The sequence below is a fragment of the Cellulomonas sp. ACRRI genome (genome assembly GCF_022346185.1).
GTDB lineage: Bacteria > Actinomycetota > Actinomycetes > Actinomycetales > Cellulomonadaceae > Cellulomonas.
Genome location: NZ_JAKRMS010000002.1, coordinates 73,477 through 99,622 on the forward strand (window position 1 = coordinate 73,477; position 26,146 = coordinate 99,622).

Consider the following 26,146-nt stretch of genomic DNA (forward strand, 5'->3'; position numbering starts at 1 on the left):
GACCGGGGTCAGGCCAGCGTGCGGCCGCCCGTGACGCCGATGCGCTCGCCGGTGATGTAGCTGCTCTCCTGGCTCGCGAAGAACACGTACGCCGGGGCGAGCTCCGCCGGCTGGCCGGCGCGGCCCAGCGGGGTGTCCGCGCCGAACTCCTTCACCTTCTCCGCCGGCATCGTCGCGGGGATCAGCGGGGTCCAGATCGGCCCGGGCGCCACGGCGTTGACCCGGATGCCCTGCTCGGCGACCTGCTGCGCCAGCGCCTTCGTGAAGTTGAGGATGCCGGCCTTGGTGGTCGCGTAGTCGATGAGCTGCGGGCTGGGCTCGTAGGCCTGGACCGACGTCGTGTTGATGACGCTCGAGCCGGGACGCAGGTGCGGGAGCGCGGCCTTGGTGATCCAGAACATCGCGTACAGGTTCGTCTTGAACGTGCGGTCCAGCTGCTCGGTCGTGAGGTCGAGCAGGCCGTTCTCCTGGGACATCTGGAACGCCGCGTTGTTGACGAGCACGTCCAGCCCGCCCAGCTCGGACACGGTGCGCTCGACGATCTCGGAGCAGAACGCCTCGTCGCGGATGTCGCCCGGCAGCGTGAGCGCGCGGCGGCCGGCGTCCTCGATCAGCCGCACCGTCTCCTGCGCGTCCTCCTCCTCGTCCGGGAGGTAGGAGATCGCGACGTCCGCGCCCTCGCGGGCGAACGCCAGGGCGACGGCGCGGCCGATGCCGGAGTCGCCGCCGGTGATCAGGGCGCGCTTGCCCTCGAGCCGGCCGGAGCCGACGTACGACTCCTCGCCGTGGTCCGGCTGCTGCTGCATGTCGTCCGTGAGACCGGGGTGCGGGATGTTCTGCGCCGGCTGCTCCGGCTCGGGGTGCTGGGTCTGCGGGTCCTGGGGCGTCGTCTGGTCGCTCATGCTCATCCATCGTCCGCGCCGCACGCCCGCGCGCCACCGGAGCGGGTGAACCGTCGGCGTGTCGCGCCCCGGCGCGTCGCCCCGAGTTGCCGCGCCGGGCCGCGTCCCCCCACAGTGGCCGTCGGCCACCCGCGCTCCGACCCGGACGTCCACGTCGCGCGCACGACCGCCGCACAGCCTCCCCTCAGGGGAGGTCCTAGGGTGGCGGTCCGGACCTGAGGAGGAACGTGAGCGAAGCCGACGAGCAGTACGTCGAGATCTGGGGCGACCGCGTGTCGATGGGCGACCTCGTCCTCGCGCTCGCGGTGACCGCCGCGGCGACCGTCGCGGCCGTCGTGATCGGGCGCGCGCTCGGGTCGTCCGAGTTCTTCTGGGGCCTCGGCGGCGCCGTGGTCGGGTTCGGCGCGTCGGTCGCGCTGGTCACGCCGAAGCGGGACGTACGGATCGTCGCCGACGACGACGCCGAGGCGGGGCCGCCACCGGCCTGACGCCGGCTCCTCCGCGCCAGCCGCCACGACGCGCCCATCCGGACGGGCGCCCCGCACCGAAAGACCTTTGTGGACCTCTCCCTGCTGCTGCCGATGGTCGCCGCCGCGCTCGCGGCCGTCGCGCTGTACACGCTGATCGGGTTCATCCCGGGCACCGACGAGACGTCGGTGCTGCTGCCCGTGACGCTCGCCCTCGTGCTCGCGGGCGCCGACCCGCAGGTGGTGCTGGCGTTCTTCATCGCCGCCGTGGTCACGCTCAACCTGACCAACTCCATCCCCACGGCGCTGGTCGGCCTGCCCGGCGGCGTGCTGTCCGCCCCGATGATCGACCACGCGCTGCTGCTCAAGCGGGAGGGCCGGGCGGCGGAGACGATCCGGAAGATGGCGGCCGGCTCGGTGGTCGGCACGCTGATCTCGGTGCCGCTGGCCCTGCTCATCGCGCGCGCCATCACCCCGTTCGCGGACCAGCTCCGGGAGTACGGGTCGCTGCTGTTCGTCGGCGGAGCCGTGGTCCTGGCGCTGATCGGGAAGAACAAGCTGCTCTCGCTGCTGGCGATCATCCCGCTCGGTCTGCTGTTCCAGGGCGTGCAGGCGCTGTACCGGCAGACCGGCGTGCTGCCCGAGGACGGCACGATCACGGTGTCGTTCTTCCTGTCGATCACCGCCGGCCCGCTGCTGCTCAGCCTGGCGACGCTGCTCAACCCGACGCTGCGCGGCGCGCTCCCCCGGGCGGGCCGCACGCCGGTCGTCATCACGCGCTCGGAGCTGGCGGGCGCGTCGCTCAGCCCGCGCCGCCTGCTGACCCGCGCCGAGCTCGGCGCCTCGGCCACGGTCTCCGCCGCGTCCACGCCGCTGTTCTTCCTGAGCCCGGTCGCGCTGACGCTGCTCATGGGCGAGGCGTCCGGGGCCCGCGCCCAGCAGCCCGTCGAGCGGTCGTCCCGGGCGATCACCTCGATGGCCGCGCTGGCGCACTCGACGTACCTGGCGGGCGTGATCATCCCGCTGCTGGCGGTGGGGCTGCCGCTGTCCCCGGTCGCCGTCGGCCCCGCGAACGCGCTGTTCAACGCGCCGCCGGTGCTGACGCTCGACGACAACCTGCACCACATGCTGTCGACGTCGCAGTTCGTGGTCGCGGTCGTGGTCGGCGGGGCCCTCGCCCTGGTGCTGTCCTACGTGCTGGCGGTCCGGTACTCGTTCCGGCTCACCGCGCTGGTCACCCGCCACGTGCCGCACGAGGCGGTGCTGGCGCTGTTCGTCGTGTTCGTCCTGCTCCTCGCCTACCTGGACGCAGGGCTCGTCAACGTCTTCGCCGTGCTGCTGGTCGGGCTGACCTGCGGCACGCTGAACCGGTTGGGCGTCAACTTCGGGGTGCAGTTCATGTCGCTGTACGCGGCCCCGTGGTTCGTGGCGCACCTGATGTGAGGAGTCGGACCATCTCCAGCTCGAACCCGCGCAGCACCGGCCCGGGCGCCCCGCGCGCCACCGGGACGGGTCACACCCGCGCGAAGGCGATCCTGGTCGGGGAGCACGCCGTCGTGTACGGCGAGCCCGCGATCGCGCTGCCGCTCGCCAGCCTGCCGATGCGGGCCGTCGCCCGGCGCGAGGAGGGCCCGCTGGCACTCGAGTCCGTCCTGTACTCGGGCGCGCTGTCCGACGCCCCCGAGCAGCTCGCCGCGCCGGTCGCCGCCGTGGAGGCGACGCTCGACCACCTCGGCCTGCCGCACCGCGACATCGTGCTGTCCACCGAGTCCACGATCCCCGCCGCGCGCGGCCTCGGGTCCAGCGCCGCCACCGCCGGCGCGCTCGCGCTGGCGCTGGCCGACCTCGCCGGGCGAACCCTGACCGCGCAGGAGCACTTCGACCTGGTCCAGGTCGGCGAGCGGGTGGCGCACGGCAACCCCAGCGGCCTGGACGCCCGCACCACCGCCTCCACGGAGCCGGTGTGGTTCCAGGCCGGCGAGATCCGGCCGCTCGACCTCGCGCTCCGCGCGCACCTCGTCGTCGCCGACACGGGCGTGCACGGGCGGACCCGGGTCGCGGTCGCCGACGTGCGGTCGTTCCGGGACCGGCACCCGGCCCGCGGGGCGGAGCTGATCGCGGAGCTCGGCGCCATCACCCGCGACGTCGTCGACGACCTGGCCCTCGACCGCCCCGCGGAGCTCGGCGCCCGGATGACCCGCGCGCACGGCGCCCTCGCGGAGCTCGGCGTCTCCTCCCCCGAGCTGGACCGCCTGGTCGGCGCGGCCCTCGCGGCCGGCGCCCTCGGCGCCAAGCTCACCGGCGGTGGCCAGGGCGGATGCATGCTGGCGCTCGCGGCCGACGCGGCGTCCGCTGGTACGATCGCCGCTGCCCTGCGCCGCGCAGGCGCGGCGCGCACCTGGCTGCACCGGACCGACGCGCGGCGTCCCGCCGCTCCCTCCGCCCAGGTGTCCCTCGGATGACGAACTCCGCGACCGCCGTCGCGCACGCGAACATCGCCCTCGCCAAGTACTGGGGCAAGCGCGACGAGGCCCTGGCGCTCCCCGCGACCTCCAGCCTGTCGCTGACGCTCGACGCGTTCCACGCCACGACCACGGTGACCCTCGACCCGGGGGCCGCCGAGGACGCCGGCACGCTGGACGGCCGGCCGATGTCCGAGGGCGAGGTGACCCGGGTCCGGCGGTTCCTCGACCTGGTGCGCTCGCTCGCCGGGTCGTCCGTGCACGCCGCGGTCACCTCGGTGTCGACCGTGCCGACCGGCGCGGGCCTGGCCTCGTCGGCGAGCGGGTTCGCCGCGCTCGCCGGTGCCGCGGCGGCCGCCTACGGGCTCGACCTCGACCCCCGCGCGCTGTCCCGCCTCGCGCGCCGCGGGTCCGGCTCGGCGGCGCGCTCGGTGTTCGGCGGCCTGGTGGTCTGGCACGCGGGCACCGACGACGCCACGTCGTTCGCCGAGCCGGTGCCTGGTGGCGAGGCCGGCGGCGCGCTCGACCCGGCGATGGCCGTCGTCGTGCTGGACGCCGGCCCCAAGGCGATCTCGTCCCGCGAGGCGATGCGCCGCACCGTCGAGACCTCCCCGTACTTCCCGGCGTGGACGCAGGCCACCGAGGCCGACGTGGCGCTGATGCTGGACGCCGTCGCCGCCGGCGACCTGCCTACGCTCGGCGCTCTGGCGGAGTCCAACGCCCTGCGGATGCACGCGACGATGCTCGGCGCGCGACCGCCGGTCCGGTACTGGACCGCGCACACCGTCGGGGTGCTGGACCAGGTGCAGGCGCTGCGCGCCGACGGCCTGCCGTGCTGGGCGACCATCGACGCCGGCCCGAACGTCAAGGTGCTGTGCGCGGGCCGCGACCTGCCCGCCGTCGCCGCGGCCCTGTCCGAGGGCGGCACCCGCCGCGTCGTGACCGCACGCCCCGGCCCGGACCTGCGGGTCGCCGCGGGGGGTGCCGCGTGACCGCGCCCGCCGCCGGGACCTCCGTGCCCGCCGAGGCCCCGATCGAGGTCAGCGCCCCCGGCAAGCTGTTCGTCGCCGGCGAGTACGCCGTGGTCGAGGCCGGGTACCCCGCGGTGCTCGTCGCCGTCGACCGGCACGTCACCGTGCGCCTCGCGCGCGCCGAGGGCGCCGGCTCCATCGCGTCCGACCAGTACGGCCGGCTCCCGGTGGTGTGGCGGCGCGACGGCGGCCGCGTGGTGCTCGACCACGACAGCCGCCCGTTCGACTACGTGCTCGCCGCGATCGACGTGGTGGAGCGGTTCGCCGCGGAGCAGGGCCGGTCGCTCGGCTTCTACGACATCACGATCACCTCCGAGCTCGACGACCAGTCGGGCCGGAAGTTCGGGCTCGGCTCGTCGGCCGCCGTCACCGCGGCGACCGTGCGGGCGCTGGACCGGTTCTACGACCTCGACCTGCCCACCGAGCGGCTGCTGCGCCTGGCGCTCCTCGCCACCGTCGCGGTGAACCCGATGGGCTCGGGCGGCGACGTCGCCGCGAGCCTGTACGGCGGGTGGATCCGGTACGCGGCGCTCGACCGCGACTGGCTGCGGACGGCGCAGGCCGCCGCCGAGGCCTCGGGCGCCCTGCGGCCGCTGTCGGCCCTCCTCGACGCCGACTGGCCCGGCCTGTCCGTGCGCCGGCTGCCGACCCCGCGGACCATGCGGCTGGTGGTCGGGTGGACCGGAGTCCCGGCGTCGACCACCCGCCTGGTCGAGCGGATGCAGTCCCGCAAGGGCGCGGCCGAGGCGCACTACCCCGACTTCCTCGCCGCCTCCCGGGAGTGCGTGGACGCGCTGGCGGACGCCATCGAGCGCGACGACGCCCCGGCGGCGAAGGCGCAGATCCACCGCGCGCGCGGCCTGCTCACCTCGCTCGCGCGCGCCGCCGGCGTCGACATCGAGACCCCCGCGCTGCGCACGCTGTGCGAGACCGCCGAGGGCGTCGGCGCGGCGGCCAAGTCCTCGGGCGCGGGGGGCGGCGACTGCGGCATCGTGCTGGTGGACGCCGACACGGACCTCGAGCCGATGCTCCGGGACTGGGCGCTGTCCGACGTGCGGCACCTGTCCCTGCGGGTCCAGCAGCCGTGCGACGCCGAGGACACCCCGTGACCCCCGACGACGCCCACCTGTCCGGCCAGGACCAGCCGACCGCCGACCCCGCGGCCGCCGCCGGGGCGACGCCCGCCGAGCAGGACGCGCGCCGCAAGGACGACCACGTGCGCCTGGCCGTCGCCCAGCACGCGGAGCCGGGGCCGAGCGACTTCGACCACGTCCGCCCGATGAACCACCCGCTCCGGGCCGGCGACCGCGCGCAGGTGTCGCTGCGCACCGCCGGCCGGGTGCTCGACTGGCCGGTGCCGCTGTACATCAACGGCATGACCGGGGGCACCGCGCACACCGGGACGATCAACCGGGCCCTGGCGATCGCCGCCCGGGAGACGGGGGTCCCGATCGCCTCCGGCTCGACAGGCATCCTGCACCGCGAGCCCGCCGCGATCCCGTCGTTCCGGGTGCTGCGCGACCTCAACCCCGACGGCTTCGTGCTGGCGAACGTCAACGCCAACCTCACGCCCGCCCAGGCCCGGCGCTCGGTGGAGATCCTGGGGGCCGACGGCCTGCAGGTGCACGTGAACCCGGCGCAGGAGATCGTCATGCCCGAGGGCGACCGCGACTTCACGCGCTGGGCCGAGAACATCGCCGCGATCGTCGACGGCGTGGACGTCCCCGTCGTCGTCAAGGAGGTCGGCGCCGGCATGAGCCGCGGCACCGTCGAGCGCCTGCGTGACCTCGGCGTCGCGGCCGTCGACGTCTCCGGGCGCGGCGGCACCGACTTCACCGCCATCGAGTCCGCCCGGCGCACCGACGGCGGCATGGACTACCTCGCGGCGTGGGGGCAGTCGGCGGTCGAGGGCCTGCTGGACGCGTCGTCGGTCGAGGGCGTGGACCTCCTGGCGTCCGGCGGCGTCCGGCACCCCCTCGACGTCGTGCGCGCGCTCGCGCTCGGCGCCACGGCCGTCGGCGTCGCCGGCGGCTTCCTGCGCACCCTGCTGACCGACGGCGAGGCGGCCCTCGTCGCCCGCATCGAGACCTGGCTGACCCAGGTCGGGGACATCATGACGCTGCTCGGCGCGCGCACCGTCGCCGACCTGCGCCGGACCGACCTGCTGCTCACGGGCCCGGTGCGCGAGTTCTGCGACCTGCGCGGCGTCGACGCCCGCGCGTACGCCCGCCGCAGCGGCCTCTGACGGCGGACGGCCCGCGGTCCCGCGGGTCCGTCCGCGGCGTGATCGGGCGGCGCGGACGTCCGTGCTGGGCGCGCGTGCACCGCGTGGCCCGGCGGCACCGGCGGTAACCCGAGCGTGCGTCCACCGCGTCACGTGGCCGCATGAGGGGTGCCGTCCCGACGGGTCGACGGCTCGCGGCGAGGGCGCGAGGTGGCGGGACCTCCGTCCTCGAGGAATACCCCCAGGGGGTATAGCGTTGGGGGCTGTGACGGGGCGCGCTCGCGCACCGCACGGAAGGGAGCGCGACGTGCACGGCTACAGCGGCGACAAGGACGACTACCTCAAGCGCCTCAAGCGCATCGAGGGGCAGGTGCGCGGGATCGCGCGCATGGTCGACGAGGACGTCTACTGCATCGACGTCCTGACCCAGGTCGCCGCCGTGACCAAGGCGCTGCAGGCCGTGAGCATCGGCCTGGTCGAGGACCACCTGGGCCACTGCGTCGTCGACGCCGCCCGGCAGTCCGAGGAGGCCGGCGCCGAGAAGGTGCGCGAGGCCTCGGAGGCCATCGCCCGCCTCGTCCGCTCCTGAACCCCGCACCCGAGAGGAACACCACCGTGAGCCAGACCACCACGTTCTCCGTCGACGGCATGACCTGCGGCAACTGCGTCCGCCACGTCACCGAGGAGCTCACCGCCCTGCCGGGGGTCACCGACGTGCGGGTCGACCTGGTCGCCGGCGGGTCGTCGCCCGTCACCGTCACCTCGGACGCGCCGCTCGCCGACGAGGCGATCGCCGCCGCCGTCGACGAGGCCGGCTACGCCGTCACGCCGCGGAAGTCGCTGCTGTGACAGCCGACGACCCGCGCACCGCCGACCTGCCCGTGGCGCCGGTCGGGACCGTCGACCTGGCCGTCGAGGGCATGACCTGCGCGTCGTGCGTCGCGCGCGTCGAGAAGCGGCTCAACCGCGTGCCCGGCGCCCGGGCGACGGTGAACCTCGCGCTCGAGAGCGCGCACGTCGAGGTGGCGCCGACCGAGGACGGCAGCACGCCGGACGTGGACGCGCTGGTCGCCGCGGTGCGCGCCGCCGGGTACGACGCGACGGTCACCGGCCGGCGCGACCTCGCCGCGCCCGCCACCGCCGACGGACCCGCCACGGCGGTGGCGGCCGACGCCCCCGCCGCGCCGCAGCACCACGCGCCGCAGCACGCCGGCCACGACATGGCCGGCATGGACCCGACCGAGCACGCGCTGTCCGGCCACAGCATGGCCCCCGGCCACGACATGGACCCCGACGAGGACACCTCGGCCCCGACCGACGCGCGCGGCACCGACCTGCGCCGCCGGCTGCGGGTCGCCGCCGTCCTGACCGTCCCCGTCCTGCTGCTGTCGATGGTGCCCGCGTGGCAGTTCCGCGGCTGGCAGTGGCTCGTCGCCGTCCTCGCGCTCCCGGTCGCCACCTGGGCGGCGTGGCCGTTCCACCGCGCGGCGGTCCGCGCGGCCCGGCACGGGGCCTCGACGATGGACACCCTGGTGTCGATCGGCATCGTCGCGGCGACCGGCTGGTCGCTGTGGGCGCTGCTGCTCGGCGGCGCGGGCACGCTCGGCATGACGATGACGCCGACGCTGTGGCCCGCGGCGGACGACGGCATGGGCACGCACATGCCCGAGCTGTACTTCGAGGTCGCCGCCGTCGTCACGACGTTCCTGCTCGCCGGCCGGTACGCCGAGCACCGCTCGCGCCGCCGGGCCGGGGACGCGCTGCGGTCCCTGCTGGACCTCGGCGCGAAGGACGTCGCGCTCCTCGTGACCGGCCCGGACGGCCGGCGCACCGAGCAGCGCGTCCCGGTGGCCCGCCTCGGGGTGGGCGACGAGTTCGCGGTGCGCCCGGGCGAGAAGGTCGCCACGGACGGCGTCGTCGTCTCCGGCACCAGCGCCGTCGACACCAGCCTGCTCACCGGCGAGCCGGTGCCCGTCGACGTCGGGCCGGGCGACGAGGTCACCGGGGCCACGATCAACACCGGCGGTCACCTGGTCGTCCGCGCGACCCGCGTCGGCGAGGACACCCGGCTGGCGCAGATCGGCCGGCTCGTGGCGGCCGCGCAGACCGGCAAGGCGCCGGTGCAGCGGCTCGCCGACCGGATCTCGGCCGTGTTCGTCCCGGTCGTGCTCGTGCTGGCGGCCGGCACCCTGGCGGTCTGGCTGCTGTCGGGCGCCTCCGCGCAGGCGGCGTTCACCGCCGCGGTCGCGGTGCTGATCATCGCCTGCCCCTGCGCCCTCGGGCTCGCCACGCCCACGGCCCTGCTGGTCGGGACCGGGCGCGGCGCCCAGCTCGGCGTGCTCATCAAGGGCCCGGAGATCCTCGAGCAGACCCGCACCGTCGACACCGTCGTGCTCGACAAGACCGGCACGGTCACCGAGGGGCGCATGGCGCTCGTCGGGGTGCTGGCGGCCGGGGACGGGCCGGACGCCGGGGACCCCGGCGCGGGCGCGGCCGAGGACGCCGCGGACGGCGCGGGTCCGGCCCGCACCGACGCCCAGCGCGAGGTGCTCCGGTTCGCCGGTGCCGTCGAGGCGCTGGCGGAGCACCCGATCGCCCGCGCGGTCGCCGAGGCCGCGGCCGGGCTCGCCCCGGAGGCGGCGGGCACCGGCGGGGACGGCGTCGGGATCGGCACGGACCAGGTGCACGAGTTCCGGGCCGAGGCCGGGCGGGGCGTCAGCGGCGTGGTCCGCGCGGCGCACGCCGGCGTCGGGCTGTGCCGGCGGGTGCTCGTGGGCCGGCCCGCGTGGCTCGCCGAGCAGGGCGTGCCCGCCGACGCCGACCTCGGGGCGCGGTTCGCCGCCGCCGAGGCCGACGGGGCCACCGCCGTGCTGGTCGCCTGGGACGGCGCCGCGCGCGGCGTGCTCGTGCTGCGCGACCCGGTCAAGGACGGCTCGCGGAGCGCGGTGGCGGACCTGCGGGCCCTCGGCCTGCGTCCGGTCCTGCTGACCGGCGACAACGCGGGCGCCGCCCGGGCGGTGGCCCGGGCCGTCGGGATCGCCGAGGCCGACGTGGTGGCCGAGGTGCTGCCCGCCGACAAGGTGGACGTCGTCCGGCGGCTGCAGGGCGAGGGCCGGCGGGTCGCGATGGTCGGCGACGGCGTGAACGACGCCGCGGCGCTCGCCACCGCGGACCTCGGGCTCGCGATGGGCACCGGCACGGACGTCGCGATCGAGGCGGCCGACGTGACGCTCGTCCGCGGCGACCTCCGCTCGGCGCCGCAGGCGGTGCGGCTGGCACGCCGCACGCTGCGGGTCATCAAGCAGAACCTGTTCTGGGCGTTCGCCTACAACGTCGCGGCCATCCCGCTGGCGGCGCTCGGCCTGCTCAACCCGATGATCGCGGGCGCGGCGATGGCGTTCTCCTCGGTGCTGGTGGTGGCGAACTCGCTCCGCCTGCGCCGGTTCGCCTGACGCGTCCACCCACCCACGCCCCGGGGCGTCCGCACGGACGTCCCGGGGCGTGGCGCGCCGAGGCGCTACGGTCAGCACCGACCCCCCGCCCCTTGGAGGAGCCGTGCCCGCGTCCCGTCCCGTCCTCGAGATCGCCGTCCAGGACCTGGCGGGCTACCGCGTGGCGGCCGACGCCGGTGCGGCGCGCACCGAGGTGTGCGCCGCGCTCGCCGCGACGGGCGGGCTGACCCCCGGCGCCGGCCTGCTCGCCGCCCTCGTGGCCGAGCGCGACGCGCGGTCCGCGGCCGGGGACGCGGCCCCCGGGGTGCACGTCCTGGTGCGCCCGCGGCCGGGGTCGTTCGTCTACGACGCGGACGAGCTCGACGTGCAGGTCCGCGAGGTGCGCGCCGCCGTCGGCCTGGGCGTCGACGGCGTGGTGGTCGGGCCGCTCACCGCGGGCGGACGGGTCGACGACCGCGCGCTGGCCGCCCTGGTCCGCGCCGCGGACGGCCGCGAGGTGACGTTCCACCGGGCCGTCGACTCCGTGGCGGACCCGCTCGCGGTCCTGGACGCGCTGGCCGGCGCCGGGGTCACCCGCGTGCTGTCCTCGGGCGGCGAGGCCCGCAGCATCGACGGCGTGCGCCGGCTCGCCGCGATGGTCGAGCACACCGCCGGCGCCGTCCAGGTGATGGCCGGCGGCGGCGTGCGGCCGGTCGACATCGGCGCGCTCATCGCGGCCGGCGTGGACGCCGTGCACCTGTCCGCGAGCCGCGCGGTCGACGGGGACGGCGGCCCGGGCGGCGGCGGCTCCGGCGGCGGCTGGACGGTCACGGACCCCGACGTCGTGGCCCAGGCGGCCGCGGCGCTCGCGCGCGCCTGACGGCTGGGGCGAGGCGCGACCCGCCGGGCGCGCGGCGGGCACGCGCGGGATCGGCCGGCACAGCCGGGGTCCAGGCGACGCCCAGACGCGCGCCCTACGCTGCAGGACGTGACCGCCCTCGACCCGAGCGCCCCCGGCGCCCCGCCCGTCTCGGAGCGCGCCCGGCGCCGCCGCCTCACGGCCGAGGTCTGGATCGTCCTCGGCCTGTCCCTCGGCCAGTCCGCCGTGTACGCGCTGGTCACCATCGCCGCGCGCCTCACCGCGGGCACCCCGCTGGCGTCGCAGAGCGCCACGCTGAACGCCAGCCGGTCCCCCCGGCCCTACCTGGACCTGACGTACCAGCTGCTGTCGATCGGGTTCGCGCTGGTCCCGGTCGCGCTCGCCCTGTACCTGCTCTCGGCGAACGGGCGCAGCGCCACCCGCCGGATCGGCCTGGACGGCTCCCGCCCCGGCCGCGACCTGGGTGTCGGGTTCGGGCTCGCCGCGCTCATCGGGCTGCCCGGCCTCGCGCTGTACGTCGTCGGGCGCGCGGTGGGGATCACCGTCGAGGTGCAGGCGTCCGCGCTGGACGCCACGTGGTGGGCGGTCCCGGTGCTGATCCTCTCGGCGCTGCAGAACGCGCTGCTGGAGGAGGTGATCGTCGTGGGCTACCTGATGGAGCGGCTGCGGGAGCTGCGGTGGCGGACCCCGGCGATCCTGGTCACCTCGGCGGTCCTGCGCGGCTCGTACCACCTGTACCAGGGCATCGGCCCGTTCCTGGGCAACGTCGTCATGGGCCTGGTGTTCGCCGAGTACTACCGGCGCCGACGGCGGACCATGCCGCTCGTCGTCGCGCACACCGTGCTCGACGTCGTGGCGTTCGTCGGCTACGCCCTGCTGCCGGTGGCGTGGCGCGAGGCGCTCGGCATCCGCTGACGCCGGCGCACCTCAGGCCGCGCTCGACCGCGCGGCGCGCCCGTCCGCCGCGAGCTGGCGGCTGAGCGAGCGGGTCGCGAACCCCGACACGAGCATCACCACGCCCGCCACGAACGCGAACAGCCCGTACACGGTGAGGATGACGTCGACCGTGCCCTGGGGCTTGATCGCCAGCAGCAGCCCGAACAGGAACGAGATCAGCCCGAAGACGAGCGTCCCGGACCACGCCAGGTCCCGCGCCCGGTACTGCGCGACGGCGACGATCACGGCGGTGACGCCGAGCACCAGCACCCACAGCGCCAGCAGGTAGAACAGCGCCAGCGCGGTCACGTCCGGCCACAGCATGATGAGCGCGCCGAACCCGATGCTGACCAGGCCCTCGGCGATGAGCCAGCCGAACCCGGGCCGGCCGCGCGCGAGCAGCGCCTGCAGCAGCACCACGGCGCCGTCGACGACCGCGAACACGCCGAACACCCACACGAGCGCGACGAGCGTCCCCAGCGGCTCGACCAGCAGCAGCAGGCCCAGCACGATCATCAGCACGCCGCGGAGCACCGGCAGCCACCAGACCGACCGCAGCACCGCCGCGACCCTGCCCTGCACGTCCTGAGCCACGCGTACCTCCGGGTGCTCCGTGGGGCGGCCCGCCGACCGGCCGGCGGCGTCCCCGCCGGTCACGCTAGCCCCCGGGGGTCATCCTCGCGACGGAGACGCCGCCCGGACGCCGTCATCCTCCGGGACGGAATCGGTGCGTAGGGCGTGCAGGAGCCCCCTGGGGGGAGCGTCGCTGCCTAGACTCGCCACCATGCCCGACGCCTCGACCAGCGCGCCCGCGGCGCCCGGCCGACCCGACGAGCCCGCCGCGGGCGAGCGCAGCCGGCCCCCGCGCGACGGGCTCGGCCGGCCCCAGGTGCTGGACACCCCCGCGGTGCGGGTGCACCACCCGAGCGACCTGCTCGGCGTCGTGCTCAGCCTGGTCGGCGCGGTCGCCGTCATGGCGCTGGCGACCTACGCGCACAACACCACGTCGGGCGTCGCGGAGGACGTGCAGGGGTTCGCCTCGCTGCTCCGCCAGATCCTCGTGGTGCCGGTCGCGCTGCTCGAGACCGTCGTCACCTACCTCGTGCCCGTCGCCGTCCTCGCGGAGCTGGCGGTGCGCCGGCTCGGCCGGCAGATGATCGAGGCCTCGATCGCCGCGATCGTCGCCGTCCTCGCGTCGGCGGGCGTGGCGTGGCTGATCGAGCACCTGGGGTCGGACCAGCTGGTCGCCGGGCTGTCCGTCCGGCTGAACGGCGTGCTCACGCTGTCGATCCCCGAGTACATCGCCCTGATCGCCGGCCTGCTGACCGCGACCGGCCCGCGCACCCGCCGGCGCACCGTGTCCTGGTCGTGGAACCTCGTGTGGGTCGCGGTGGGCGTCATGGTGATCACGGCGGGGGCGTCCCTGCCGGGCGTCGCGATCGCTCTGCTCATCGGGCGCGCCGCGGGGCTCGCCGTCCGGTACGTGTCGGGCGTGCGGTCCGACCGGGCCTACGGGGCGAGCCTGGTCGCGGGCGTGCGCCGCGCGGGCTGGCAGCCACGGGTCCTGGTGCGGGTCCCCGACGAGGACGAGGACCCGTCCGACGACGCGCAGCCCCCCGGCCCGGACGGGACGCCGGGTGCCGCCGTGCAGGCCAGCGCCGGTGCGAGGGCCGCGGTCCGGTACGCCGACCACCGCGCCTACGGGATGGTCACCGAGGACGGCCAGGAGCTCGACGTGCTCGTGCTCGACGGCGACCGGCAGGTGATCGGCTTCCTCAGCCGGCTGTGGCGGTCCCTGCGGCTGCGCGGGCTGGACGGCCGGTCCGTCGTGTCGCTGCGCCAGGCCGCGGAGCGCGCCGCCCTGCTCTCGTACACCGCCTCCGCCGCCGGGGTCCGCACGCCCGCGCTGCGCGGCATCGCCGAGGCCGACTCCTCGATGCTCCTGGTCCAGGACCCGGTGCCGGCCGCCACCTCGCTCGCGGAGCTCGAGCCCGAGGCGATCACCGACGACGTGCTGCGCGCGATCTGGGGGCAGCTGGGCACCGCCCACGAGGCCGGCCTCGCCCACCGCGCGCTGACCAGCGACGTGATCCTGGTCGCCGACGGACCCGACGACCCGACGGTGTGGCTCGTGGGGTGGGACCAGGGCGACGTCGCCTCGTCCGAGCTGGCGCAGCGCATGGACCGGACCCAGATGGTCGCGCTGCTCGCGCTCCGCGTCGGCCCGGCCCGCGCCCTGGAGTCGGCCGTGGCGGTGCTCCCCGAGGGCGACATCGCCGCGATCGGCCCGCTGTTGCAGACCATCACCCTCCCGCGCCGCACCCGCGAGGAGCTGCGCGCGCACAAGGAGGTGCTGGCCGAGCTGCGGTCCGCGCTGGTGGCCCGGCTGCCGGAGGCCGACGTCGAACCCGTGCAGCTCGTCCGGTTCGGCGCGCGCGCCGTGCTGACCATCCTCCTGACCACGGCCGCCGTCATCATCCTCCTGACGTCGATCAACCTGCAGACCATCCTCGACGCGCTGGCGACCACGGACTGGCGGCTGAGCGTCCTGGCGTTCCTGCTCGGCATGGCGACGCTGTTCGGGGCGGCGCTGTCCCTGGTGGCGTTCTCCCCGGTGAAGCTGTCGCTGTGGCGGGCGTCGGTGGCGCAGTCGGCGTCGACGTTCGTGGCCCTGGCCGCGCCGGCGGGCATCGGGCCCGCCGCGATCAACCTCCGGCTGCTGACCCGGCGGGGCACCTCGGCGTCGCTCGCGACGGCGACGGTCGCCCTCGTCCAGGTGTCGCACTTCGTCGTGACGCTGCCGATGCTGCTGGTGCTGTCGGTGGCGTCGGGCACGAACCAGCTGGAGCGGTTCACCGTGTCGCCCACGGTCGTCGTCGTCATCGGCGTGCTCGCGGCCGTGGTCGGCGCCGCGCTGCTGGTGCCGAAGGTGCGGCAGTGGGTGGCCGCCAAGACGTTGCCGACGCTGCAGCAGACCTGGCCGCGCCTCATCGAGGTCGTCGGCCAGCCGTTCCGGCTCGGGGTCGGGCTCGCGGGCAACCTCATCACGACGTTCGGCTACATCCTCGCGTTCGAGGTGTGCCTGCTGGCGTTCGGCCAGCACCTGTCGCTGGTGCAGGTGGCGATCGTCTACCTGGCAGGCAACACGGCGGGGTCCATCGCCCCGACCCCCGGGGGCATCGGTACCACCGAGATCGCCCTGGCGGGCGCGCTGACGGTGGTCGGCGTGAACCCGGGCGTCGCGACCTCGGTCGCGGTGCTGTTCCGCGTGCTCACCTACTGGCTGCGGATCCCGGTCGGCTGGGCCGCCATGCGCTACATGCAGCGCGTCGGCGAGCTCTGACGCCGGGCCCGGGCGTCAGGAGGCGGACGTGCACTCGCGCTGCGCGGGCACGAGGTCCGCGTGCGCGGCGAGGGTCGCCGCGATGCGGGACCAGGAGGACAGGCGCGTCGCCGCGCGCCCGGTCACGTCGGAGCGGAGGTCGGAGCCTCGCTGCTCGGCCGGCTCGTAGAAGCCGCGCTGTTCCATGGCAGATCCTTCGTTCGGCAGCCCGGCTGACCTGCGGGGGTCCCGTGGCTTTGCGTCCCCTCCTCGCGGAGGGTTTGCCCTTGTCGCTGACACGGCGACTGTAGGCCCGCCACCCGGACGAGCGGAAGGGGGCGGACGGCACGCGCCAGCCCAGAACGCGCATTTCACCCACTCGGGCCAAAGCGGACAAAACACTCGGAGGGCGCGTCCCCGCCGCGCCGACGCGTGCATTCCGGTGAATGCGCAGGTCAGCCCGTCTCTCAGGCCGCGGGGACCGCCACGGCGCGCAGGAACGACTCCAGCAGCGGTCCCGAGGTCGTCGACCCGAAGTCGCCGGTCTCGACGAACACCGCCACCGCCAGGTCACCCTGCGCCGCGATCATCCACGCGTGGTTCTGCAGGTCGTCCCCGGACCCGTACTGGGCGGTGCCGGACTTCGCGATCACCTCGGGGCCCGGCACGTCCTGCAGGAAGTCGCCGCCGCCCTCGGTGACGACGGCCCGCATCATCGACCGCAGGGCCGCCGACTCCTCGGCGGTCAGCGGCTGCGCGGGCGCGGGCGCCGCGGTCGCCGTCTCACCGGCTCCCCCGAGCAGCAGGCGCGGCGTGACCCGCGCGCCCGCGGCCACAGACGCCGCGACCGTCGCCATGCCGAGCGGGGTCGCCTGGACCCGCGCCTGGCCGATCATCGACGCGGCGTGGTCGGTGCCGCCGGTCGCCTCCGCCGGGACCTCGCCGAGGGTGGCGGCGAACCCGAGGTCGGCGTCCGGGACCAGGCCGAGCGACGCCGCCGCGGCCGCCAGCGCCTCCTGCGGGGCGGTGCCCGCCGCCGTGAGGAACGCGGTGTTGCACGACTCGGCCACCGCCGTCCGCAGCGTGATGTCGCCGAGCGCGTCGGACGGGTACCCCGGGTAGTTCTGGAACGACCGGCCGTCGACGGTCGCGGTCGGCGGGCACGTCACGGTGCTGTCCGGGGTCAGCCCGGCGCGCAGCAGCGCGAGCGAGGTCGCGACCTTGAACGTCGACCCGGGCGCGTACAGGCCCAGGGTGGCGGTCGACATGCCGCCGCCACCCGGGCCGCTCGCCGCGGCGAGCACGTCGCCGGTGGACGGGCGGATCGCGACGATCGCGCTGGCGCTGCCCGCGACCGTGGCGACGAGGTCCTCCGCGGCCTGCTGCACCCGCGGGTCGAGCGTCGTGCGCAGGGGCTCCCCGACCACGGGTTCGGTGTGGAACAGCTCCCGCTCCTGCGCGCCGGCGCTCGCCACGACCGTCAGGCCGGGCTCGCCGCGCAGCTGCTCGTCGAACTGCGCCTGCAGTCCGCTCAGGCCCGCGAGGTCGCCCGCGACCACCGCGCCGCCGGACTCCTCGACGATCTCGGCCGTCGCCTGCCCGACGGTGCCCAGCACGGGGCGGGCGAACGCGCGGGTGGGCGCCAGCGGCAGCGCCGTCTCGAGCATGTTGACCCCGGGGACCACCGACAAGGCCCCGCGGTCGTAGGCCGGGTCGTCCGCCCGGACGACGATCGCCTCGACGAACGCCTTCTCCCCCGCCGCGGCGACCTGCGCCGCGTAGGCCTCGGGGTCGAGCCCGAGCATCGTCGCGAGCTGCCGCGCCGCGGCGTCCGCGTCCGCCGCCGGGACGCGGGTCTTGTCGATGCCGATCCGGAACACGGGCCGGGACTCCACGAGCACCGCGTCCCCGGCGCCCAGCACGTCCGCCCGCTCCGCCTGCACCCGGTGCACCTGCAGGGTCTCGCCGGCCGCCAGGTCGGGCGCGAGCAGCATCGGCGACCAGCGGGCCCGCCACTGGTCGTCCACCTTCGCGAGGTTCGCGTGCGTGGCGTAGGTCCAGGCGGTCCCGCCGCCGCCGACGTCCCAGGTGAAGGTGAGCTCGACGGACGCGGCCGCGTCGTCGTCCGTCGCGGCCACGACGTCGCCGGCGACCACCTCGGGCTGCCAGGGGTCCAGGCCCGCGTAGGCCGCGGTGCGCGCCTCGCCCGCCTCGGCCGCGGTGGCGCCGTCCAGCGGGACGTCCGCGAAGTCGCCGGACGCGATCGCCTCCGCGAGCGCGTCCGCGGCCCGCTGCCGGTCGTCGGTCCCCCCGGAGCACGCGCCCAGCACGGCGACGAGGGCGAGCACCGCACCGGCCGCCACCCCCCGGCGCACGACGCCCCGACCCGCTGCGACCCGAACCGCCCTCACACGCCTCACCCCGTCGTCCCCGCTGCCTCCCGGGGCCACGCGCCGCCGGCACGGTCAGCCTAGGGATCGGCGGCCCCCGGGACGGGCGGTTCCGGGCACGGACTCCGCGGACGTGCTGTGCGCGTCCTGTGCGCGCGGGAGCCGGGGTCCGCCTGCGGTTGACGATCGCCGGCGCCGCCCCTGGAATGGTGCGATGTCGCCTCCTGACCAGCCCTGCAGTCCCGTGCGGCGAGCCCGCACCACCTCGCGCGCAGGCCGCACCCGCCGCGCGGACCGCGCGGGGGCTCGCCGCTGATGGACGCCGAGACCTGGGGCAACATCGGCCTCGTCCTGCTCTTCATCCTGATCGGCGGGGTGTTCGCCGGCACCGAGATCGCGCTCGTCTCGCTCCGGGAGAGCCAGATCAACCGCCTGGAGCGGCAGAGCGCCCGCGGCGCCCGGGTCGCCTCCGTGGCCCGGGACCCGAACCGGTTCCTCGCCGCCGTGCAGATCGGCGTCACCGTCGCCGGGTTCTTCTCCGCCGCGTACGGCGCCTCCACCATCGCGCCCGACTTCGCGCCCGTCATCGAGGCGCTCGGGGCGTCCCCGGGCCTGGCGAGCACGATCGCGCTGGTCGCCCTGACGCTCGTGATCGCGTACCTGTCGCTGGTGCTGGGCGAGCTCGTGCCCAAACGCATCGCCCTGCAGCAGTCGGCCCGGGTCGCGGTGGCGGTCGCGCCGCCGCTCGACCGGTTCGCCACGCTGATGCGCCCGGTGATCTGGCTGCTGTCGGCGTCGACCAACCTGCTCGTCCGGCTGTTCGGCGGGGACCCGCACGCCACCAGCGAGGAGATGTCCGAGGCCGAGCTCCGCGACCTGGTCATCGCGCACCAGGGCCTGCCCGAGGACGAGCGGCGCATCCTCGGCGACGTGTTCGCCGCCACCGACCGCTCGGTGGCCGAGGTCATGCGCCCGCGACCCGAGGTGCACTTCCTCGAGGCCGACCTGACGCTCGCCGACGCGCTGCACCGGGTGCGGGACCAGCCGTGGTCGCGGTACCCCGTCATCGGCGAGGACTTCGACGACGTGCTGGGCTTCCTGCACATCCGGGAGCTGCTCGACGCGCCCGACCGCACGGGGGTCCGGGTCCGGGACGTCATGCGGGAGATCGTCGTGCTGCCGGGGACCAACAAGCTGTTGCCGTCGCTGTCGTCCATGCGGCGCGAGGGCGTGCACATCGCGGTCGTCGTGGACGAGTACGGCGGCACCGACGGCATCGTCACGCTCGAGGACCTGGTCGAGGAGCTGGTCGGGGACATCCGCGACGAGTACGACATGCCCGGGTCCTCCGGCGCGGAGGCCCGCGAGAGCGCGCCGGGCTCCTACGACGCGGGCATCACCATCGAGGAGTTCACCGAGCTCACCGGGATCCCGCTGGCCGACGGGCCGTACGAGACCGTCGCGGGGTTCGTGATCGCGCAGCTCGGGCGGCTCGGCGCCGTCGGCGACGCGGTGGAGGTCGACGGACGCCGGGTCGAGGTGACGGCGGTCGACGGCCGGCGCATCGCGCGCGTGCGGGTCGTGCCGCCCCCGCAGGAGCCGGCGGACCCGGCCTGACGCACGGGCGCCGGCGCTCGGGATGCGCGCGCGGGCGCCCTGCCCCACCCTGGACCCCAGCCGGCGCGGACCGGGCCGGGGCGGGAGGGAGCGAGCGTGGGACACCGACCGCACCGCCTCGTCCTCGACCCGGAGCCGAGCTCCGTCGCGACCGGCCGGCGGTGGGCCGCGCGGGAGGCCGCGGAGGCCCACGCCACCACGGAGGAGGCCCGCACGGTCGAGCTGCTGACCAGCGAGATCCTGACCAACGCGGTCGTGCACACGCGCGCGCACCGGCACATCGCCCTCACCGCGGACTGCCACGACGGCTGCGTGCGGGTCGAGGTCACCGACCCGGACCCGACGCTGCCCCTGGTCAAGCCCGGGAACGCGCGCCGGCTCGGCGGCCACGGCATGCGGCTGGTGGACGCGCTCGCCACGGCCTGGGGGATCGACCTGCACCCGGGGCGGGGCAAGACGGTGTGGTTCGAGACCCGCACGGGCGAGCACGGGCTGACCGCCTGACGAGACCGCCCGCTGCGGGCGATGCCGCGCGCCGCGGTGCGCCGCCACGATGGCGGCATGGAGGCGCACCCGGAACCGCCCGGCGGACCACCGCGCGCGACGCACCCGCCGGCCCGGGCGCGGTTGCGCACCGTCCTGCGCACGGTCGGCAGCTCGGCGCTGCTGGTCGTCCTGTACCTCGGCCGCCCGCTCGACCGGCCGACGCCCGCGACCCTCGTGCTGCTCCTGTCGGGGCTGGTGCTGCTCGTCCTGCTGCTCGGCTGGCAGGTGCGCAGCGTCGTCGGCTCGCCGTACCCCGTGCTGCGCGCGATCGAGGCGTTCGTGACGGCGACGGTGCTGTTCGTGGTGCTGTTCGCCGCCGGGTACGCGTCGCTGTCCGACGCGGCGCCCGGCGCGTTCACCGAGCCGGTCGACCGCCTGGACGCGCTCTACTTCACGATGACGGTGCTCGCCACGGTGGGGTTCGGCGACATCACGCCGGTCACCGGGCCTGCCCGGATCGTGGTGACGCTGCAGATGGTGTGCGGGTTCGCGTTCGCGGCGCTGGTGGGGCGCGAGTTCCTGGCCGCGGTGCGGCGGGCGCAGGACGGGCGCGACGCCGACGACGACAGCCCCGCGCCCGGGTCGCCCGACCCGCGGGCCTGAGCGCCCCGGCCGGACCGGCGGGGGCGGCCGGACCGGCGGCTCCCGGCCCTCAGGCCGGCGCCCGGTGCGCGCCCGAGCCGTCCGCCCCGGCCGCGGTGCTCGCCCGCCCCAGCGCGTGGTCCTTGAGCGCGGCGAACTCCGCGGGGGTGATCGCGCCCGCGTCGAGCAGCTCCTTCGCCTGGGCGATCTGCTGCCCCGGCGACCCGGCACCGGCGACCTCGCGGATGTACGCGTCACCGGCCCGGCGGGCCGAGACGGCCGCCTCCGCGCTGCGCTCCGCCATGCCCCGCCCCCGCGCGATCAGGTAGACCAGCGCGGCCACGAAGGGAAGCACCAGCAGGAAGACCAGCTACACCGCCTTCCACCAGCCGCTGAGGTCCCGGTCCCGGAACAGGTCCGTGATGATCGCGAACAGGGCGAACAGGTAGGCGATGAAGACGAACGCCCACACGAACCACCAGATGATGTCCCAGAAGTCGGTCCAGAACTCCACCGCCACCACGCTCCTCACGTACCCGGCACGCGCCCCGGGTGCGCCCGCCCGCGGTCCCGACGCTAGGACCGCGGGCCGCGCGCGGGACCACCCGGCCGGGATGAGCGCGCCCCGGCGGGCCGCCCAGGAATGCGCGCCCCCGTCGGCCGGTTTGCACCGGTATGAGAGCTGTCGTGTACGAGGAGTTCGGCGGGGCCGACGTGCTCCGGGTCGAGGACCGGCCGGAGCCGCACATCGGTGCGGACGCCGTGGTCGTCAAGGTCGCCGCCGCGTCCCTGAACCCGGTCGACTACAAGATCCGCGAGGGGTACCTGCGCGGCCTGATGGACGTGCACTTCCCCGCGATCCCGGCGTGGGACGTGTCCGGGACCGTCGTGAAGGCCGGGCTGGACACCCCCGAGCTGCAGGTCGGCGACGAGGTGCTGGCGTACGCCCGCAAGGACGTGGTGCAGGACGGCACCCTCGCCGAGTACGTCGCCGTGCCGGTGCGGACCGCCGCGAAGAAGCCGGCCGGGCTGTCCTTCGAGCAGGCCGCGGCCCTGCCGCTCGCCGGGCTGACCGCGCTGCAGAGCATCCGCCGCGCGGGGCTGACCGAGGGCCAGACGGTCCTCGTGCACGCCGCGGCCGGCGGCGTGGGCTCGATCGCGGTGCAGCTGGCCGTGCACGCCGGCGCGCGCGTCGTCGGCACCGCGTCGCCGGGGAACCACGACTACCTGCGCTCGCTCGGCGCCGAGCCGGTCGCGTACGGCGACGGGCTGGTCGAGGCCGCGCGGGCCGCGGCGCCGGACGGGTTCGACGTGGTGCTCGACTACGTCGGCGGCCAGGCGATCGAGACGGCCACCGCGCTGCTGCGTCCCGGTGGCACGATCGCGTCGATCACCGACGCCCGGGCGCGCGACGAGCTCGGCGGCCAGTACGTGTGGGTCCGGCCGGACAGCGCCGACCTGGCACACCTCGCGGACCTCGCGGCCCGCGGGGTCGTCACGGTCGAGATCGCGGCGACCTACCCGCTCGAGCAGGCCGCCGAGGCGTACCGCGCCCTGGAGACGGGCCACACCCGCGGCAAGATCGTCGTCACCGTCTGACCACGCGCCGGGCGCGGTGGCAGCGGCCGCCGCGCCCGGCACGGGTGACCGCAGGCGTGCGGCGACCGCGCCCGGCCGTCAGAGCGCCCGGGCGGCCAGGAGGTCGCGGGTGACCGGGTGGCCCGGGGCCCCGAAGACCTCCGGCACCGGACCCTGCTCGACCACGCGTCCGCCGCTCATCACGAGCACCCGGTCGCACACCCGGCGGATCACGCCGAGGTCGTGCGAGACCAGCACCATCGCCACCCCCGTGTCCCGGCGCAGCTCCACGAGCAGGTCGAGGACCGCCGCCTGCACCTGCACGTCGAGCGCCGACACCGGCTCGTCCAGCAGCAGCACCCGCGGCTCGGACGCCAGCGCCCGGGCGATGGCCACCCGCTGGCGCTGCCCCCCGGACAGGGTGCGCGGGCGCCGGTCGAGGACCTCGGCGGGCAGGTGCACCCGCGCGAGCAGGGCGGCCGCCGCGGCGTCCCGCCCGGCCCGGGCCGGCGGGTGCGGCCCGGTGGCCAGCGCGGCGCGCAGCACCGCCCGCACCGTCAGCCGCGGGTCGACGGTCCCCAGCGGGTCCTGCGGCACCAGCCGGACCCCCGGGCGCAGCGCGCGCCGGTCCCGCTCGGGCAGCGCCGACCACGGCCGGCCGTCGAGCAGCACCTCGCCGGCGTCCGGCGCGTCGGCGGCCAGCAGCAGCCGGGCCAGGGTCGTCTTCCCCGAGCCCGACTCCCCCACCAGCCCGACGGCCTCGCCGGCGCGCACCGCGACGTCCACGCCGTCGACCGCCGTCACGGACCCGCCGCCGGGCAGCGGGAACGCCCGGCGCAGCCCGCGGCCCTCCAGCACCGGGCCGCCCGGCTCCGGCACCGCGCCGGGACCGTCACCGAGCCGGGCCGCGGCGACGAGCTCGCGCGTGTAGTCGTGCCGGGGCCCGGCGAGCACAGCCGCCGTCGTCCCCTCCTCGACCACGCGGCCGTCGCGCAGCACCACGACCCGGTCCGCGACCCGCGCCACGGCGCCGAGGTCGTGCGTGACCAGGACGACCGCGGTCCCGGCGTCCCGCAGGTCGCCGAGCAGGGCGAGCACCCGGGCCGCGACCGTGGCGTCCAGGGCCGTCGTCGGTTCATCGGCGACCAGCAGCGGCGGCCGCGCGACGACCGCCGACGCGATCAGGGCCCGCTGCCGCATCCCGCCGGACAGCTCGCCGGGGCGCTGCCGCGCGCGCACGGCGGGGTCGGGCAGCCCGGCCTCCTCCAGCGCCGCGAGCACCCGCTCGGCGCGCTCGACCCGGGACGCCCGGGCGGCGGTCGGCGCCGGGTCCCCACCCGATCGTCCCGCCGCCCCCCGATCGACCGGCCGGCGGTGCGCCGATCCGGTGGGGAACGGGAACCCGGGCCGCCGGCCGGCGCCCGGGCGGCGCACCGCGAGCGCCTCGCCGACCTCGGCGCCGACGGTGCGCAGCGGGTCCAGGGAGCCCAGGGCGTCCTGGAGCACCAGGCCGACGTCCCGGCCGCGGGCCGCGCGCCAGTCCCGCGCCGAGAACCGCAGGGCGTCCCGGCCGAGCAGCGCGAACCGGTCCGCGCGCACGTCGGCGCGCGCCCCCTCGCCCGCCAGGCCGACGAGCGTGCGCGCCAGCACCGACTTGCCCGCCCCGGAGCCGCCGACGACCGCGACGCACTCGCCCGCGGCCACCCGCAGGTCGACGCCGTGCAGCACCTCCGCGCCGCGGGGGAAGGCGACCCGCAGGCCGGCGAGGTCGAGCACCGGGGCGCCGTCGGCGACCGGCGCCGTCACGACGCCACCGCCCCGACCCGCCGGCCCAGCACCGTCAGGGCCGCCGCGGTCACGGTAATCGCCAGCCCCGGGAAGACCGTCAGCCACCACGCCGTGTCGATGTACACCCGCCCGGCGTTCAGCATCGCGCCCCACTCCGGCGAGGGCGGCAGGGTCCCCAGCCCGAGGAAGCTCAGCGCGCACACCCACACCACCGCCTGCCCGATCCCGAGGGTCGCGACCGACACCAGCGGCCACAGCGTGTTGGGCACCACGTGCCGGAACAGCACCCTCGGCGACCCGTGGCCCTCCAGCCGCGCCGCCTCCACGTACCCGCTGGTCGCCACGGACCGGACGCGGGCGCGCAGCATCCGGGCGTACCCGGGAGCGGTCGCCGCCCCGACGGCCAGCACCGACGCCTCCACGCCCGCGCCGAGGACCGCCACCAGCAGCAGCGCGAGCACCAGGGTCGGCAGGGCGAACAGCACCTCGAGCACCCGGCCGATCGCGGCGTCGAGCCAGCGCGGACCGAGCCCCGCCGCGAAGCCCAGCACGAGCCCCGCGCCCACGCCGATCGCCGTCGCCGCCGCGCCGATGCCGAGCGACGCGGCCGCCCCGTGCACCACCCGGGTGTAGACGTCGCGCCCGGACTCGTCGGTGCCGAACCAGTGCCCCGGCTCCGGCGGGGTGAACGCCGCGCGCGCGTCGATCGCGTTCGGGTCGCCCGGGGCCAGCACGTCGGGCCGCAGCACCGCGACGGCCATCCACAGCACCGCGAGCGCCGCGAGGACACCCGGCACGCCGAGTCCCCGGACCACCCGGCCGGCCCCCGCCGCGACGCGAGCGGCCGCGCGACCCGGGCGGCCCCGGCGCCCCGCACCCGCGCCGCCCGCGCCGCCCGCGCCCCCGCCGGCCGCGTCCCGGCGCTCCGCCACGGCCGTCACCCCAGCACCGCCGGTTCCCCCGCGCGGGCGGCCGGCGCCGCCCCGCCCACGAGCGTCGGCACCTCGGCCGCCCCGCGCAGCCGCGGGTCCAGCAACCGCTCTGCGACGTCGACCAGCAGCATCACCACCACGTACGCCAGCGCCACGACCACGACGGCCCCGACGACGACCGGCACGTCGCGCTGCATGGTCGCGTCGAGCAGCAGCCGCCCGAGCCCCGGCCGGCCGAACAGGGTCTCGACCACGACGGCGCCGCTGAGCAGCGACCCGAACGCCCAGCCCGACAGCGACACCGCGGGCAGCACGCCGTGCCGCAGCGTGTGCCGCCAGAGCACCCCGACCGGCGAGGCCCCGCGGGCCCGCGCGCTGGTCGCGAACGGCGCCGCGGCGGCCTCCTCCAGCGAGTCGCGCATCACCTGCCCGAGGAACCCGGCGACCGGGACCGCGAGCGTCACCGTCGGCAGCACCAGCCCCACCGGGTCGGTGCCGCTGCTGGTGGCCGGGAACCAGCCGAGCGTCGAGGAGAACACCACGATCAGCACCGCCCCGAGCCAGAAGTGCGGCAGCACGGCCGCGACGACCTCGGCACCGCGCAGCACCGCCGCGCAGGCCCGGCCGACCGGCCCCGTCGCCCGCACCGCCAGCGTCGCCACCGCGAGCGCCAGCACCCACGCGAGGACGAGCGCCAGCACCGCGAGCAGCATCGTCCCGGGCAGCTGCTCGGCGAGCAGGTCGGCCACCGGCACCCGGCGCGCGTACGAGTCGCCGAGGTCGAACGTCGCGACCCGCCACAGCTGCACGAGGTACTGCACGACGAGCGGCTGGTCGAGCCCGTACTGCGCCCGCGCCGCGGCCACCGCCTCCGGCCCGGCCTGCGACCCCGGTCCGCCGAGGATCGCCTCGGTGGGGTCGCCGCCCGCCGCGCGCAGCGCGAAGAACACGACGGTCGCGACCACCCAGGCCACGAGCGCCGCCGCGCCGACGCGCGCCAGCAGCCACCGCAGCCACGGGCGGCCGACCGCCCGGCCGGCAGCGGCGACGACGCGCAC

General features: G+C 76.6%; 25 protein-coding genes and 1 riboswitch. Of the genes, 16 read left to right on the forward strand and 9 right to left on the reverse strand.

What is annotated here, in order from left to right; all coding sequences use genetic code 11:
* Positions 1 to 8 precede the first annotated feature (8 nt).
* Positions 9 to 902: an SDR family oxidoreductase gene (locus MHY85_RS01140; RefSeq protein WP_239192162.1), complete on the reverse strand. Its 894-nt coding sequence runs from the start codon at positions 900 to 902 to the stop codon at positions 9 to 11.
* A gap of 227 nt (positions 903 to 1,129) precedes the next feature.
* Between MHY85_RS01140 and MHY85_RS01145 the strand changes: the two genes are divergently transcribed.
* From MHY85_RS01145 to MHY85_RS01195, 11 genes are all read left to right on the forward strand, one after another.
* Positions 1,130 to 1,390, forward strand: a complete 261-nt coding sequence (locus MHY85_RS01145; protein ID WP_239192164.1) for a hypothetical protein — start codon at positions 1,130 to 1,132, stop codon at positions 1,388 to 1,390.
* A 69-nt stretch (positions 1,391 to 1,459) separates the two neighbouring features.
* Positions 1,460 to 2,812: a tripartite tricarboxylate transporter permease gene (locus MHY85_RS01150; protein ID WP_239192166.1), complete on the forward strand. Its 1,353-nt coding sequence runs from the start codon at positions 1,460 to 1,462 to the stop codon at positions 2,810 to 2,812.
* Entirely contained in the window at positions 2,809 to 3,831 is a 1,023-nt protein-coding gene (gene mvk / locus MHY85_RS01155) for a mevalonate kinase (protein WP_239192168.1), read from the forward strand. The genes MHY85_RS01150 and mvk overlap by 4 nt, the downstream gene beginning before the upstream one ends.
* Complete coding sequence (gene mvaD, locus MHY85_RS01160) at positions 3,828 to 4,823, forward strand: diphosphomevalonate decarboxylase (protein ID WP_239192171.1); 996 nt, start codon at positions 3,828 to 3,830, stop codon at positions 4,821 to 4,823. The genes mvk and mvaD overlap by 4 nt, the downstream gene beginning before the upstream one ends.
* Positions 4,820 to 5,971, forward strand: coding sequence for a phosphomevalonate kinase (locus MHY85_RS01165; protein ID WP_239192174.1), 1,152 nt, complete (start codon positions 4,820 to 4,822; stop codon positions 5,969 to 5,971). Before mvaD ends, MHY85_RS01165 begins: the two co-directional genes overlap by 4 nt.
* Positions 5,968 to 7,107, forward strand: a complete 1,140-nt coding sequence (fni, locus tag MHY85_RS01170; RefSeq protein ID WP_239192177.1) for a type 2 isopentenyl-diphosphate Delta-isomerase — start codon at positions 5,968 to 5,970, stop codon at positions 7,105 to 7,107. Before MHY85_RS01165 ends, fni begins: the two co-directional genes overlap by 4 nt.
* A gap of 286 nt (positions 7,108 to 7,393) precedes the next feature.
* Entirely contained in the window at positions 7,394 to 7,675 is a 282-nt protein-coding gene (locus tag MHY85_RS01175) for a metal-sensitive transcriptional regulator (protein ID WP_147794991.1), read from the forward strand.
* Between the two features lie 26 nt (positions 7,676 to 7,701).
* Positions 7,702 to 7,935, forward strand: a complete 234-nt coding sequence (locus MHY85_RS01180) for a heavy-metal-associated domain-containing protein (protein ID WP_308191290.1) — start codon at positions 7,702 to 7,704, stop codon at positions 7,933 to 7,935.
* Between the two features lie 71 nt (positions 7,936 to 8,006).
* Entirely contained in the window at positions 8,007 to 10,538 is a 2,532-nt protein-coding gene (locus tag MHY85_RS01185; RefSeq protein WP_239192320.1) for a heavy metal translocating P-type ATPase, read from the forward strand.
* 103 nt (positions 10,539 to 10,641) lie between these two features.
* A complete protein-coding gene (locus tag MHY85_RS01190) occupies positions 10,642 to 11,397 on the forward strand; it encodes a copper homeostasis protein CutC (RefSeq protein WP_239192196.1) in 756 nt (251 codons plus the stop codon).
* Between the two features lie 108 nt (positions 11,398 to 11,505).
* Complete coding sequence (locus MHY85_RS01195; RefSeq protein ID WP_239192199.1) at positions 11,506 to 12,312, forward strand: CPBP family intramembrane glutamic endopeptidase; 807 nt, start codon at positions 11,506 to 11,508, stop codon at positions 12,310 to 12,312.
* A 12-nt stretch (positions 12,313 to 12,324) separates the two neighbouring features.
* On the opposite strand, the gene MHY85_RS01200 is transcribed toward MHY85_RS01195, so the two are convergent.
* On the reverse strand, positions 12,325 to 12,927 hold the full coding sequence (locus MHY85_RS01200) for an HdeD family acid-resistance protein (protein ID WP_239192202.1): 603 nt from the start codon (positions 12,925 to 12,927) through the stop codon (positions 12,325 to 12,327).
* A gap of 190 nt (positions 12,928 to 13,117) precedes the next feature.
* Here MHY85_RS01200 and MHY85_RS01205 point away from each other — a divergent pair, with 190 nt between their 5' ends.
* A complete protein-coding gene (locus MHY85_RS01205) occupies positions 13,118 to 15,676 on the forward strand; it encodes a flippase-like domain-containing protein (protein ID WP_239192204.1) in 2,559 nt (852 codons plus the stop codon).
* Between the two features lie 15 nt (positions 15,677 to 15,691).
* Here the strand turns inward: MHY85_RS01205 and MHY85_RS01210 are convergent, their stop codons facing one another.
* Together MHY85_RS01210 and MHY85_RS01215 are read right to left on the reverse strand one after the other, a co-directional pair.
* Positions 15,692 to 15,862, reverse strand: a complete 171-nt coding sequence (locus MHY85_RS01210) for a hypothetical protein (protein ID WP_239192206.1) — start codon at positions 15,860 to 15,862, stop codon at positions 15,692 to 15,694.
* Positions 15,863 to 15,875: 13 nt separating this feature from the next.
* Positions 15,876 to 15,951, reverse strand: a riboswitch (cyclic di-GMP riboswitch).
* 171 nt (positions 15,952 to 16,122) lie between these two features.
* Entirely contained in the window at positions 16,123 to 18,030 is a 1,908-nt protein-coding gene (locus tag MHY85_RS01215; RefSeq protein WP_239192208.1) for a penicillin-binding transpeptidase domain-containing protein, read from the reverse strand.
* Positions 18,031 to 18,360: 330 nt separating this feature from the next.
* Between MHY85_RS01215 and MHY85_RS01220 the strand changes: the two genes are divergently transcribed.
* The 3 genes from MHY85_RS01220 (at position 18,361) to MHY85_RS01230 (ending at position 20,811) form a co-directional block, all read left to right on the forward strand.
* Entirely contained in the window at positions 18,361 to 19,662 is a 1,302-nt protein-coding gene (locus tag MHY85_RS01220; RefSeq protein ID WP_239192210.1) for a hemolysin family protein, read from the forward strand.
* Positions 19,663 to 19,758: 96 nt separating this feature from the next.
* A complete protein-coding gene (locus tag MHY85_RS01225; protein WP_239192212.1) occupies positions 19,759 to 20,166 on the forward strand; it encodes an ATP-binding protein in 408 nt (135 codons plus the stop codon).
* Between the two features lie 57 nt (positions 20,167 to 20,223).
* The gene (locus MHY85_RS01230) at positions 20,224 to 20,811 is read left to right on the forward strand and encodes a potassium channel family protein (RefSeq protein WP_239192214.1); all 588 of its coding nucleotides are present in this window, start codon (positions 20,224 to 20,226) and stop codon (positions 20,809 to 20,811) included.
* Between the two features lie 49 nt (positions 20,812 to 20,860).
* Here MHY85_RS01230 and MHY85_RS01235 read toward each other — a convergent pair whose 3' ends face one another.
* Positions 20,861 to 21,133, reverse strand: a complete 273-nt coding sequence (locus MHY85_RS01235) for an SHOCT domain-containing protein (RefSeq protein ID WP_308191292.1) — start codon at positions 21,131 to 21,133, stop codon at positions 20,861 to 20,863.
* A 27-nt stretch (positions 21,134 to 21,160) separates the two neighbouring features.
* Positions 21,161 to 21,304, reverse strand: coding sequence for a hypothetical protein (locus MHY85_RS21705; protein ID WP_308191293.1), 144 nt, complete (start codon positions 21,302 to 21,304; stop codon positions 21,161 to 21,163).
* A gap of 161 nt (positions 21,305 to 21,465) precedes the next feature.
* Between MHY85_RS21705 and MHY85_RS01240 the strand changes: the two genes are divergently transcribed.
* Complete coding sequence (locus tag MHY85_RS01240; protein ID WP_239192216.1) at positions 21,466 to 22,389, forward strand: NADP-dependent oxidoreductase; 924 nt, start codon at positions 21,466 to 21,468, stop codon at positions 22,387 to 22,389.
* A 78-nt stretch (positions 22,390 to 22,467) separates the two neighbouring features.
* On the opposite strand, the gene MHY85_RS01245 is transcribed toward MHY85_RS01240, so the two are convergent.
* From MHY85_RS01245 to MHY85_RS01255, 3 genes are all read right to left on the reverse strand, one after another.
* Positions 22,468 to 24,174, reverse strand: coding sequence for an ABC transporter ATP-binding protein (locus tag MHY85_RS01245; protein ID WP_239192219.1), 1,707 nt, complete (start codon positions 24,172 to 24,174; stop codon positions 22,468 to 22,470).
* Positions 24,171 to 24,953: an ABC transporter permease gene (locus MHY85_RS01250; protein ID WP_239192222.1), complete on the reverse strand. Its 783-nt coding sequence runs from the start codon at positions 24,951 to 24,953 to the stop codon at positions 24,171 to 24,173. The genes MHY85_RS01245 and MHY85_RS01250 overlap by 4 nt, the downstream gene beginning before the upstream one ends.
* A 140-nt stretch (positions 24,954 to 25,093) precedes the next feature.
* Complete coding sequence (locus MHY85_RS01255) at positions 25,094 to 26,146, reverse strand: ABC transporter permease (protein ID WP_239192225.1); 1,053 nt, start codon at positions 26,144 to 26,146, stop codon at positions 25,094 to 25,096.

What these genes read in the sequence shown, in the direction of transcription:
- MHY85_RS01205 (WP_239192204.1), top strand. Translation starts at nt 13,118, where the DNA reads ATGCCCGACGCCTCGACCAGCGCGCCCGCGGCGCCCGGCCGACCCGAC.
- MHY85_RS01220 (WP_239192210.1), top strand. Translation starts at nt 18,361, where the DNA reads ATGGACGCCGAGACCTGGGGCAACATCGGCCTCGTCCTGCTCTTCATC.
- MHY85_RS01210 (WP_239192206.1), bottom strand. Translation starts at nt 15,862, where the DNA reads ATGGAACAGCGCGGCTTCTACGAGCCGGCCGAGCAGCGAGGCTCCGAC.
- MHY85_RS01140 (WP_239192162.1), bottom strand. Translation starts at nt 902, where the DNA reads ATGAGCGACCAGACGACGCCCCAGGACCCGCAGACCCAGCACCCCGAG.
- MHY85_RS01185 (WP_239192320.1), top strand. Translation starts at nt 8,007, where the DNA reads ATGACCTGCGCGTCGTGCGTCGCGCGCGTCGAGAAGCGGCTCAACCGC.
- mvaD (WP_239192171.1), top strand. Translation starts at nt 3,828, where the DNA reads ATGACGAACTCCGCGACCGCCGTCGCGCACGCGAACATCGCCCTCGCC.
- MHY85_RS01230 (WP_239192214.1), top strand. Translation starts at nt 20,224, where the DNA reads ATGGAGGCGCACCCGGAACCGCCCGGCGGACCACCGCGCGCGACGCAC.
- MHY85_RS01240 (WP_239192216.1), top strand. Translation starts at nt 21,466, where the DNA reads ATGAGAGCTGTCGTGTACGAGGAGTTCGGCGGGGCCGACGTGCTCCGG.